The 12,085-nt window shown below is 69.1% G+C and carries 9 protein-coding genes and 1 pseudogene; 6 read left to right on the top strand and 4 right to left on the bottom strand.

Features of this window, described 5'->3' with window-relative positions:
• A pseudogene (locus ACFYE1_RS16725) lies at positions 1-185 on the bottom strand (GTP 3',8-cyclase MoaA); the annotation flags it as partial.
• A 266-nt stretch (positions 186-451) separates the two neighbouring features.
• On the opposite strand from ACFYE1_RS16725, the gene ACFYE1_RS16720 reads away from it, so the two are divergent.
• From ACFYE1_RS16720 to ACFYE1_RS16695, 6 genes are all read left to right on the top strand, one after another.
• Positions 452-4,177, top strand: a complete 3,726-nt coding sequence (locus ACFYE1_RS16720) for a nitrate reductase subunit alpha (protein ID WP_387745455.1) — start codon at positions 452-454, stop codon at positions 4,175-4,177.
• A complete protein-coding gene (gene narH, locus ACFYE1_RS16715; protein WP_387745452.1) occupies positions 4,177-5,847 on the top strand; it encodes a nitrate reductase subunit beta in 1,671 nt (556 codons plus the stop codon). The genes ACFYE1_RS16720 and narH overlap by 1 nt, the downstream gene beginning before the upstream one ends.
• Positions 5,847-6,545 carry a nitrate reductase molybdenum cofactor assembly chaperone gene (gene narJ, locus ACFYE1_RS16710; protein WP_387745449.1) on the top strand — a complete coding sequence of 233 codons (699 nt, stop codon included), beginning with the start codon at positions 5,847-5,849 and terminating at the stop codon, positions 6,543-6,545. The genes narH and narJ overlap by 1 nt, the downstream gene beginning before the upstream one ends.
• Complete coding sequence (narI, locus tag ACFYE1_RS16705) at positions 6,542-7,372, top strand: respiratory nitrate reductase subunit gamma (RefSeq protein WP_387745446.1); 831 nt, start codon at positions 6,542-6,544, stop codon at positions 7,370-7,372. The genes narJ and narI overlap by 4 nt, the downstream gene beginning before the upstream one ends.
• 35 nt (positions 7,373-7,407) lie before the next feature.
• The gene (locus ACFYE1_RS16700) at positions 7,408-8,652 is read left to right on the top strand and encodes an MFS transporter (RefSeq protein WP_387745443.1); all 1,245 of its coding nucleotides are present in this window, start codon (positions 7,408-7,410) and stop codon (positions 8,650-8,652) included.
• Positions 8,653-8,973: 321 nt separating this feature from the next.
• The gene (locus ACFYE1_RS16695) at positions 8,974-9,492 is read left to right on the top strand and encodes an RrF2 family transcriptional regulator (protein ID WP_387745440.1); all 519 of its coding nucleotides are present in this window, start codon (positions 8,974-8,976) and stop codon (positions 9,490-9,492) included.
• A gap of 278 nt (positions 9,493-9,770) precedes the next feature.
• On the opposite strand, the gene ACFYE1_RS16690 is transcribed toward ACFYE1_RS16695, so the two are convergent.
• From ACFYE1_RS16690 to ACFYE1_RS16680, 3 genes are all read right to left on the bottom strand, one after another.
• Positions 9,771-10,136, bottom strand: a complete 366-nt coding sequence (locus ACFYE1_RS16690) for a VOC family protein (protein ID WP_387745437.1) — start codon at positions 10,134-10,136, stop codon at positions 9,771-9,773.
• A gap of 189 nt (positions 10,137-10,325) precedes the next feature.
• Positions 10,326-11,192, bottom strand: a complete 867-nt coding sequence (locus ACFYE1_RS16685) for an ABC transporter ATP-binding protein (RefSeq protein WP_387745434.1) — start codon at positions 11,190-11,192, stop codon at positions 10,326-10,328.
• The coding region (locus tag ACFYE1_RS16680) for a FecCD family ABC transporter permease (protein ID WP_387745431.1) at positions 11,189-12,085 on the bottom strand (897 nt) is incomplete at its 5' end. The genes ACFYE1_RS16680 and ACFYE1_RS16685, both read right to left, overlap by 4 nt.

Raw genomic sequence — 12,085 nt, 5'->3', positions numbered from 1 at the left:
GGCAGCCAGGGCAGCCCGTGAGCGGGCATGCAGTAGGTGCAGCGCAGATTGCACTTGTCGATCACCGACAGCCGCAGATCCGTGGCCCGGCGCCCGTACCGGTCCACCAGCCCCGCCCCGGCCGGGGCCGGGCTGGAACCCGGACCGGTGCCGCGGATCTGGGGCAGACCCAGGGAAACGCTCATGTCACCGCCTCCATCGTCTTCTGTGGTGGCCACCCGCAAGTGCATCCGCCCTTCGGCACCGCATCTACTGCTTGCATGTTCGACACCCTCCCCTTCTCCGACATGCCACTGCCACCGGGCATCTGCTGCGCTCAACCTGCCGAGCAGGGCCGGTCGAGTCCTCCGGTTTCACGCGAGGATCCAGGATCACATGGTCCGAACGACTCCGCGACACATCCGCACTTAAACTTGCACAGCAAATACTATGTTCCACTACATTGGGGCGCATGGCTACTCCTCCCGTTTCGCCGCGAACCGATGGTCCCGCTTCCGAGGCGCTGCTCAAGCTCGGGCAGTTCTTCACGAGGTGGGAGGAGAGTCCCGATCGGCGCGCGGTGTTCCGTGAGGGCGGCCGAGCGGGTGATGCCTTCTACCGGAACCGGTGGAGCCACGACAAGGTGGTCCGCTCGACGCACGGGGTGAACTGCACGGGCTCGTGCTCGTGGAAGGTCTACGTCAAGGACGGGATCATCACCTGGGAGGCCCAGGAGACCGACTACCCCTCGGTGGGCCCGGACCGCCCCGAGTACGAGCCCCGGGGCTGCCCCCGGGGCGCCGCCTTCTCCTGGTACACCTACTCCCCCACCCGGGTTCGCTACCCCTACGTGCGCGGGGTGCTGCTGGAGATGTACCGTGCCGCCAAGCAGGAGGTCGGTGGGGATCCGGTGCTCGCCTGGCAGACGGTGGTGGGTGACCCCGAGAAGCGCCGGGCGTTCCAGCAGGCCCGCGGCAAGGGCGGGCTGGTGCGCTCCAGTTGGCAGGAGGCCCTGGAGATGACGGCCGCCGCCCACGTGCACACCATCAAGACCTACGGCCCCGACCGGTGCACCGGGTTCTCCCCGATCCCGGCGATGTCCATGGTCTCCCACGCAGCCGGGGCCCGGTTCATCAACCTCATCGGCGGGGTGATGAACAGCTTCTACGACTGGTACGCCGATCTGCCGGTGGCCAGCCCACAGGTCTTCGGGGACCAGACGGACGTGCCCGAGTCGGGCGACTGGTGGGATGCGACCTACCTGATGATGTGGGGCTCCAACATCCCGGTCACCCGCACCCCGGACGCCCACTGGATGGTCGAGGCCCGCTACCGCGGCACCAAGGTGATCTCGGTCAGCCCCGACTACGCGGACAACACCAAGTTCGCCGACGAGTGGCTGCCGGCCCAGGCCGGCACGGACGCCGCCCTGGCCATGGCCATGGGTCACGTGATCCTGAAGGAGAACTTCGTGGACCGGCGGGTCCCGTTCTTCGAGGACTACGTGGTGCAGTACACCGACCTGCCCTTCCTCGTCACCCTCGAGCAGCGCCCCGATGGCACCGTGGCGCCGGGCAAGTTCCTCAACGCCACCGATCTGGGCGGGAGCGCGGCGAAGGTCTCCGACGCGGCGTTCAAGACGGTGCTGATCGACCGGGACGCCGGCACACCGGTGGTGCCGAACGGGTCGATGGGCTTCCGCTACAACGAGGCCGACGAGGGGAAGTGGAATCTCGACCTGCAGGGGGTGCGCCCGGCGCTGTCGATCACGGACGCGGCCTCCTACGCCGGGGCCACCAGTCGGGTGGAGCTGCCCGCGTTCACCGACGCCACCGGTGAGGGCTCGGTGATCCAGCGCGGGGTGCCGGTAACCGAGGTGGCCGGACGGACGGTGACCACGGTCTTCGACCTCATGCTCGCCCAGTACGGGGTGGGCCGGGCCGGGCTGCCGGGCCAGTGGGCGGACGGGTTCGACGACGCCGCCACCCCCTACACCCCGGCCTGGCAGGAGGAGATCACCTCGGTTCCGGCGCAGGCGGTGACCCGCATCGCCCGGGAGTTCGCCACCAACGCGGAGAAGTCCCAGGGCCGGTCCATGATCATCCTGGGAGCCGGCATCTGCCAGTGGTACCACGGGGACGTCACCTACCGGGCGATCCTGGCGATGCTGATGCTGTGCGGTTGCCAGGGCCGCAACGGCGGGGGCTGGGCCCACTACGTGGGCCAGGAGAAGGCCCGCCCCATCACCGGGTGGGCGGCGATGGCCGCGGCCACCGACTGGACCCGCCCGCCACGGTTCATGATCGGCACCGCTTTCTGGTACATGCACACCGACCAGTTCCGCTCTGACGGCTACTCCTCCGACTCTCTGCAGTCCCCACTGGCCCAGGGCCACCTGAAGGGCATGCACACCGCCGACGTGGTCGCCAAGTCGACCCGGCTGGGGTGGATGCCGTTCTTCCCGCAGTTCGACCAGAACTCCCTGGACGTGGCCGATGCCGCCGCCGAGGGCGTGGCACGCGGAGAAGCTCCTGACGAGGCGGCCTGGGTCGCGGACCGGCTCAAGGCCGAGGACATGCGCTTCGCCGTGGAGGACGTCGACGCCCCGCAGAACTGGCCGCGCACCCTGGTGCTGTGGCGCTCGAACCTGCTGGGCTCCTCGGCCAAGGGCGAGGAGTACTTCCTCAAGCACCTGCTGGGCACCCACCACAACGTCATGGGCTCCGACCACTCCCGGTCCCGGCCGCAGGACGTGACCTGGCACGAGCAGGCGCCCGAGGGCAAGCTCGACCTGCTGGTCTCGGCCGACTTCCGGATGACCAGTTCCACCCTGCTGTCCGACGTCGTGTTCCCGGCTGCGACCTGGTACGAGAAGCACGACCTGTCCTCGACCGACATGCACCCCTACGTGCACGCCTTCACCCCGGCGATCAACCCGCCGTGGGAGGCCAAGACCGACTACGACCTGTTCCGGCTGCTGTCCGAGGAGTTCTCCCGGCAGGCGCGCACCCACCTGGGGGTGCGCAAGGACATGGTGGCCACCGCACTGACCCACGACACCCCGGGCGAGCTCGCCCAGCCCGGCGGCCACGCCCCGGACTGGAAGGGCACCGACGTCCCGGCGGTGCCGGGCAAGAACCTGCCCGAGCTGAAGATCGTGGAACGGGACTACACCGCGGTCGGGCAGAAGTTCCTGGCGGTCGGACCGCTGGCCGAGAAGCTGGGGTTCACCACGAAGTACATCACCTACGACGTCTCCCACCAGGTCGGCCAGCTCGCCCGCCAGCACGGGGTCTTCGACTCCGGGGCCGCGGCGGGCCGTCCGGCCGTGGACACCGACGCGAGGATGGCCGAGGCGATCCTGCTGTTCTCCGGCACCACCAACGGAGAACTGGCCGTGCAGGGCTTCGAGACGCTCGAGAAGCGCACCGGGGTGCAGCTGGCGGACCTGGCCCGCGGCTCGGAGGAGAAGCGCATCACCTTCGCCGACACCCAGGCCGCGCCCGTGCCGGTCATCACCTCCCCGGAGTGGTCCGGTTCCGAGACCGGGGGGCGGCGCTACGCCCCGTTCACCATCAACATCGAACGCCTCAAGCCCTTCCACACCCTCACCGGGCGGATGCACTTCTTCCTGGACCATGACTGGCTCCAGGACATGGGCGAGTCCCTGCCGATCTACCGCCCTCCCCTGGACATGCACCGCCTGTTCGGGGAGCCCAAGCTGGGGCAGCGCGGGGAGCTGTCCATCGCCGTGCGGTACCTGACCCCGCACAACAAGTGGTCGATCCACTCCGAGTACCAGGACAACCTGTTCATGCTCTCCCTCTCCCGCGGCGGCACCACGGTGTGGATGAGCCCCCGGGACGCCGCGCTCATCGAGGTCTCCGACAACGACTGGGTCGAGTGCCTCAACACCAACGGCGTCTACATCGGCCGGGCCATCGTCTCCCACCGCATGCCGGCCGGGGTGGTCTACGTCCACCACGCCCAGGAGCGCACCATCGACGTCCCGAAGTCCGAGGCGACCGGGCGCCGGGGCGGGATCCACAACTCGGTGACCCGCATCCTCGTCAAACCCACCCACATGATCGGCGGCTACGCGCAGCTGTCCTGGGCCTTCAACTACCTCGGGCCCACCGGCAACCAGCGCGACATCGTCTCCGTGGTCCGCAAGCGCTCCCAGGAGGTCCAGTACTGATGCGAGTCATGGCCCAGGTCGCCATGGTGATGGCGCTCGACAAGTGCATCGGGTGCCACACCTGTTCGGTCACCTGCAAACAGGCGTGGACGAATCGCGCCGGCACCGAGTACGTGTGGTTCAACAACGTCGAAACCCGTCCGGGCCAGGGGTATCCCCGCCGGTACGAGGACCAGGAGAAGTGGAAGGGCGGCTGGGAGCTCAACCGACGTGGCAACCTCAAGCTCAAGTCGGGTGGGCGCTGGGCGAAGCTCGCCGGCATCTTCGCGAGCCCCGTCCAGCCCGAGCTCAACGACTACTACGAGCCGTGGACCTACGACTACGAGAACCTGATCAACGCCCCGGCCGGCACCGACTTCCCGGTGGCCCGCCCCAAGTCGCTGATCACCGGCGAGGACATGAAGATCCAGTGGTCGGCCAACTGGGACGACAACCTCGGGGGTGTGTCCGAGCTGGGCCACCTGGACCCGGTCGTGGAGAAGGTCCGGAGGGAGTCGGAGGAGAAGATCAAGTTCGACTTCGAGCAGACCTTCGCCTTCTACCTCCCCCGGATCTGCGAGCACTGCCTGAACCCCTCCTGCATGGCCTCCTGCCCCTCCGGGGCGATCTACAAGCGGGTCGAGGACGGGATCGTGCTGGTGGACCAGGACCGGTGCCGTGGCTGGCGGCAGTGCGTCACTGGCTGCCCCTACAAGAAGATGTACTACAACCACAAGTCGGGCAAGGCGGAGAAGTGCACGTTCTGCTACCCCCGGATCGAGGTGGGCATCCCCACGGTGTGCGCCGAGACCTGTGTGGGACGGCTGCGCTACATCGGCATCGTTCTCTACGACGCCGACCGGGTCACCGAGGCCGCTGCGACACCCGAGGAGCGGGATCTCTACGAGGCGCAGCTGGACCTCATGCTCGACCCGCACGACCCGGACGTGGTCGCCGCGGCCCGGGCCGAGGGCATCCCGGAGGACTGGTTGGACGCGGCACGGAAGTCCCCTGTCCACACGCTGGCCAAGGAGCTGCGGGTGGCCCTGCCGCTGCACCCTGAGTACCGCACCATGCCCATGGTCTGGTACGTCCCGCCGCTGTCCCCGGTCGTGGATCTGCTCAAGGACCAGGGCCACGACGGCGAGGACGCGGGAAACCTGTTCGGGGCCATCGAGTCGCTGCGCATACCCGTGGAGTATCTCGCCGAGCTGTTCACCGCCGGGGACACCCAGATCGTCAGCGATGTGCTGCGCAAGCTCGCCGCGATGCGCTCCTACATGCGGGACATCGCCCTGGGCGAGGACCCCGAGGAGGCGATCGCACAAGCAGTCGGGATGACCGGGGCGGAGATCCAGAAGATGTACCGGCTGATGGCGATCGCCAAGTACGAGGAGCGCTACGTCATCCCCTCGGCGCATCTGGAGGAGGCGCACAACCTCGAGGAGATCGGCTGCTCCCTCGACGTCGACGGGGGGCCCGGAATGGGTCAGACCGGGGTGTTCGGGGAGGCCTCGGGGAGGCCGACGCCGATGGCGGTGGAGAACTTCAACGCGCTGCAGGCACGTCAGCGCGGCGAGGACCCCACCGGCAACGAGGAGCTGGGCGGCCGGGTCAACCTGCTCAACTGGGACGGCCGAGGCAGACCTCAAGGGCTGTTCCCGCCCCGCGACGGCAACGGGGCGGGCTGATGGGCCTGCTCGAGAAGCTGCTCGGCAAGGCCGGACCGGGCACCCTGGACCCCGGCGCCTACATCGACCCTCACCCCCGGCGCAGCGCCGTGGTCCGCCAGGCCGCCGCCGTGCTGCTGGGCTACCCGGATCGGGCCCTGCTACAGATGCTGCCGACCCTGCGCACGGCTCTCGAGGAGGTGGGAGCCCCGGTGGCAGAGATCGAGGAACTGGTCGACTGGTGCACCGCCCGGCCCCTGGAGCAGGTCCAGGCCGACTACGTCCAGGAGTTCGACCTGTCCCGCCGGCACAGCCTGCACCTCACCTACTGGACGGACGGGGACACCCGCCGCCGTGGGGAGGCCCTGGCGGCGTTCAAGGAGATCTACCGCTCCCACGGGGCGCAGCTGGACGAATCGGAGCTGCCGGACTACCTGCCGCTGGTGCTGGAGTTCACCGCGAAGGTCTCCCCCGAGGACGGATACGAACTGCTGCAGCGCTACCGCCCGTCCCTGGAGCTGCTCCGGCTCGCGCTGCGCGACGACGGCCTGCCGCACCGCGGCGCCCTCGCCCTGGTGTGTTCCACCCTGCCCGGGGTCTCCCCGCAGGACCGCGACGCGGTGATGCGGATGGCCGGCTACGGCCCGCCCACCGAATCCGTCGGCCTCGACCCCTACGACCCCCGGCTGCTGCCCGTCACCGAAAGGAACAGCCCATGATCCCCACCGCCCCGCCTCCCGAAACCGTTGAGATCGGTGTGGGGGACGTCCTGTTGTGGGGTGCCCTGCCCTACGTCGTGCTGGCCCTGATCATCGGCGGTTCGATCTGGCGCTACAAGTACGACCAGTTCGGGTGGACCACCCGCTCCTCCCAGCTCTACGAGTCCCGCATCCTGCGCATCGCCTCCCCGCTGTTCCACTTCGGGATCCTCGCGGTGCTGGCCGGGCACGTCATGGGGCTGGTGATTCCCCGCACCTGGACCGACGCTGTCGGGATCAACGAGCACCTGTACCACATCATGGCCCTGGGCATCGGCACGATCGCCGGGGTGGGCACCCTGGTCGGGATCGTGCTGCTCATCTGGCGTCGGCGCACCACCGGACCCGTGTTCATGGCCACCACCAAGAACGACAAGCTCATGTACGTCATGCTGGTCGGCGCGCTCCTCACGGGCCTGGGCACCACGGTGCTGTCCCTGTTCGACACCACCGTGGTCGACTACCGACAGACCGTCTCCCCGTGGTTCCGCTCCATCTGGATCTTCCAGCCCGACGTCGCCGCCATGGCTGCCGCCGGTCTCGGCTTCAAGGTGCACGCCCTGTGGGCGATGGCGCTGTTCGCGCTCTGGCCCTTCACCCGCCTCGTGCACGCCTTCACCGCACCGGTGCACTACCTGTTCCGCCCCTACATCGTGTACCGCTCCCGCGACCGCCGCCCCACCGGTCTGGCGCCCGTGCGCCGAGGGTGGGAGCCCGTGGGCACCCAGGACCGGGTCCGGGGCAGCACGAAGGCACCCACGGGCCGCAACCGTGCCGGCCGCCACTGACTTCTCGCCCGCCTCTCGACCGCACGAGGACAGCCATGTCATCCACCTCCCCCGCGACCTCTTCCGGCACCTCCGCCCCGGACCTCAGGGCCGGGCAGCTGCGCAATCTGATCCTGGCCACGCTCGCGTCCGCGGTCGGTTTCTGGGCCTGGACGATCGTGGGTCCGCTCTCCAAGCGCTACGCCCAGCAGATGGAGCTCGACGCCACCCAGACCTCCGTGCTGGTGGCCATGCCCATCCTCGTCGGCGCCGTCTGCCGGGTGCCCGTCGGCGCTCTGACCGACCGCTACGGCGGGCGGGTCATGTTCACCGTCATCCTGGGGACCACCGCCCCGCTGGTGCTGGCCGTCGGACTCGTCGGGCAGCTCGACAACTTCGGGATGCTGGTCGCCGTGGCGCTCTTCCTGGGCATCGCCGGCACCGTGTTCGCCATCGGCATCCCGTTCTGCTCGGCCTGGTACGAGTCCCACCGCAAGGGCTTCGCCACCGGCGTCTTCGGCGCCGGCATGGTCGGCACGGCCGTCTCGGCGTTCCTGACCCCCCGCCTCGTAGCCGGGATCGGCTACCTGGGCGCGCACATCACCATCGCCGTGCTCGTCGCCCTCACGGCCGTGATCTGCTGGCTGGGGTTGCGGGACTCCCCGGTGCACGCGGCCAAGACCCCCGAGCCAGTCCTGCCGAAGATCAGACACGCATTCACACTGAAGGTGACCTGGCAGCTGTGCTTCCTCTACGGGGTCGTCTTCGGCGCGTTCGTGGCCTTCTCCAACTACCTGCCGACCTACCTCGACAACGTGTACGGCTTCGATGCGACCGCTGCCGGCACCCGCACCGCAGGCTTCGCCCTGGCCGCCGTCATCGCCCGCCCGGTCGGCGGGATCCTGGCCGACAGGATCGGGCCGAAGACCGTCACGGTGCTCTCCCTCGCCGGCACCGCCGCGCTCGCCATGATCGTGGCCTTCCAACCCGGACAGGAACGCGTCTACGGCCCGGCCTTCCTGCTCATGGCCCTCTTCCTCGGTCTGGGCACCGGCGGAGTCTTCGGCTGGGTCGGCCGGGCCGCCCCGGCCAAGGACGTCGGCACCATCGGCGGGATCATCGCCGCGGCCGGCGGCCTGGGCGGGTACTTCCCGCCGCTGGTCATGGGTGCGACCTACAACGCCGAGAACAACAGCTACTTCGTGGGCCTGACGCTGCTGGCGGTCTTCGCGGTCGCGTCCCTCCTGCTCTCCTTCACCGTGCGCAACGGCGGGAAGATCGACGAACGAGAGCACTCGTGATCTCTCGCCGCCACGGCAGCCGGCAGGTGACGTCGAACGGCCACAGCCACACGGCGACCCCTGCCGGAGGTCACGAGACGAGTGATGCGCCTCATGGCGGAACGATGAGCGGCAGCACAGCACACCTCGAGCGGTCTGCCGGCCGAGGTGGACGAAGTCCAGCTCCTTCGGCCCAGCACGTCCGGGGTCCATGATCGGGCCGGCTGCAGGACCTCCCCAGAGCACGTGGACCCGCGCGTGGAATAATGGTTGCGCTGTTGCATCCGACGGTGCCGCCCCGAGCAGGCGACACAGCGCGATCAAGGGGGAAGGGGCGTCACCATGCGACTCACTGCCTTCTCCGACATCGCCCTCCGAGTGCTGCTGCTGACCGGCGCTGTCGCCGACGGGCAACAGATGACCACTCGTGCCATTGCCGAGGGAGTGGGCGCCCCGTACCACCACGTCACCAAGACCGTCAGCCGCCTCGTCGGCCTGGGCCTGCTCACCTCCACCCGCGGGCGGAGCGGAGGCGTGTCGATCACCCCGGCCGGGTTGGACGCCTCCGTGGGCCAGATCCTGCGAGAGCTGGAGGCCGGCTCAGCGATGGTCGAGTGCGAATCGCCCGGCGGACGATGCCCGCTCGACAATGAGTGCAGGCTGCGCCTCGCCCTGACACAGGCCCGCGACGCCTTCTACCGGGAGCTCGATGGCGTCCACGTCAAGGATCTGATCAGTCAACGCCAAGTTGGCCCCGTCATGGTGGCTCTGAGCATGCGAGCCCCGGAGTTCCCCGGAGGTCGTGATGCGGTCACCCCGACCCCCGGGAACACCACGACCCGAGACCCGGTGGCTCAATAGGAGGAGACGTGCTGGGTGCTGGGGCGGGATGTCGTGAGCCGGACCAGGGTTCGGAACGGGGCCCGAGCGACGATCCGGGTGCGTTGCGGACCGGCGATCACCTCGAGGCCCGGACGGCACCCCGGGTTCTTGCGGTGGTGGCCACATTGGGGCGGGACGTGCGGACGACGGACGCAGATGGATCCTGAGTGCGGTTCACTCGGTGCGGTCGATGCCTGGACCTCTGACGGCATCGGCGTCGCCCCCGGGACGAGCCCGGACAGGCTGGTGGCCGACTCTCACTCCGCCCAGACTCCGAGCTCGTTGCCGCTGGGGTCGGCGAAGTGCAGTCTCCGGCCCCCCGGGAACGCGTACGGTGCCTGCACGATGCGGCCACCGGCCCGGACGACGGCCCGCTGGGTCTCCTCGAGATCGTCGGAGTAGAGCAGTACGAATGGGCCGCCGCGGGGGCGGGGTTCGGAAGCGGCCAGCAGTCCTCCCACCTCCGCACCGTCATCGGCCGGGGAAGCAATGCCCGCGTACTCGGGGCCGTAGTCGACGAATCGCCAACCGAACGCCTGCGTGTAGAAGGCCTTCGCCGCGGGCAAGTCGGTGACGGTCAGTTCGACGTAGTCGAGCGAGTGGTGCCGGGACTGAGGCGTCATGGCGGCATGGTAGCCGTGGCGCAGCCGCGTCCGACATTCGAGACCCCAGTGCTACGCGGCCTGCGTGGACCTTCGTCGATGGTGGTTCCGAGTCCGGGACCAACATCGACGACCTCCGCCGGCCGTCAACACCTCATCCACCATGTGCAGGACAGAAGGGACGCCTCACGCAAGGCAGAAGGGGCGCCCTCATGGCCTCTGTCTCGATCCTGGGACAGCTCCGGGCCAGGTGGCCGCAGTGCTGGACGGCAGGGCGGCGGCTCTGTGGTGACGGCCCATGGGGAGCATGAGTGGTCTGCCCGAGGTGGGGTCGGTGATGATCTGGCTCTCGAGACCGAAGACGGCCTGGACGGTGTGCTCCGTCAGCACCTCGGCCGGGTGGCCGGCCGCGTGGAGCCGGCCTGCGCTCAGAGTGATGAGGTGGTCGGTGTAGCGGGCGGCGAGGTTGAGGTCGTGGAGCACCATCACGATCGTGGTGCCGCGCGCCCGGTTGAGGTCGGTGAGCAGGTCGAGGACCTCGATCTGGTGACTGACGTCGAGGAAGGTGGTGGGCTCGTCCAGGAGCAGCAGATCGGTCTGCTGAGCCAGCGCCATGGCGATCCACACGCGTTGGCGCTGGCCGCCGGAGAGTTCGTCGACGGAGCGTTCGGCCAGCTCGGCGGTCTCGGTGACGTCCAGCGCGGCGGCGACGGCCGTGTCGTCCTCGGCGCTCCAGCGGGAGAACATGCCCTGGTGCGGGTGGCGGCCGCGGCCCACCAGATCTGCCACGGTGATGCCTTCCGGGCTGATCGGCGACTGTGGCAGCAGGCCGAGGGTGCGGGCCAGGTGTTTGGCCGGCATCCGGTGGACGTCCTTGCCGTCGAGCACCACCCGAGCGGTCCGGGGCGCCAGCAGCCGTGACAGGGACCGCAGGAGCGTGGACTTGCCGCAGGCGTTCGGTCCGACGATGGCGGTGACCTCACCCGGGGGCACGAGCAGATCGAGGTGGTCGATGACGGTGCGGTCGCCGTAGCCGAGGCTGAGGTCCTCGACGTGCAGGGAGTGGGTGGCGGTCACAGTGATCCTCCCGCGCGGTTGGTGCGGATGAGCAGATAGACGAGATAGGGGGCGCCGAGCACACCGGTGACGACACCGATGGGGTAGCGGGTGCCGAAGGCGAACTGGCCGGTGAAGTCGGCGAGCAGCACCAGCAGCGCCCCGACCAGTGCCGAGGGGATCAACAGGGAGATTCCGGGTCCGACGATGCGGGCCGCGATGGGCCCGGAGAGGAACGCGACGAAGGCAATGGGCCCGGCCGCGGCGGTGGCGAAGGCGATCAGCCCGACCGCAGCGATGATGAGCACCAGCCGGGTCCGGTCGACGCGCACCCCCAGTGCCGAGGCGGTGTCGTCGCCCAACTGGGTCATCGAGAGGTTGCGTGACTGGCTCAGCAGCACCGGCGCCAGCACGGTCAGGGCCATGAGCACGGGGACGACCTGTCCCCACTGGGTGCCGTTGAGGCTGCCGGTGAGCCAGCGCATCGCTGCCTGGAGGTCCCACTGGGCGGCCTGTGAGAGGACATAGGCGGTGATGCTGTCGAGCATCGCTGCGATGCCGATGCCGATCAGGATCAGGCGGGTGCCCACGACGCCGTCCTTGAAGGAGAGCAGGTACACCAGTAGCGCCACTGCCAGCCCGACGACGATGGCGAAGACCGACACTGCGGTGGCCCCCAGGGCGAGGGTGATGATGGCGAAGGCGGCGGCGGCGCCGGCTCCGGCGCTGATGCCGATGATGTCGGGACTGGCCAGTGGATTGCGCAGCATGGTCTGGAAGGTGACCCCACCCAGGCCGAAGCACAGTCCCACCAGGACGGCCAGAACGGCTCGGGGCAGTCTCAGCCTGGATCCGCCGATGTTGAGGGGCGCGGCGGGCGGGCCGTGACAGACGAATGCTCCTGTGACCAGTGA

The organism is Kocuria nitroreducens (assembly GCF_042879195.1).
GTDB lineage: Bacteria > Actinomycetota > Actinomycetes > Actinomycetales > Micrococcaceae > Kocuria > Kocuria nitroreducens.
This window is presented reverse-complemented; position numbering and strand designations above follow the sequence as displayed.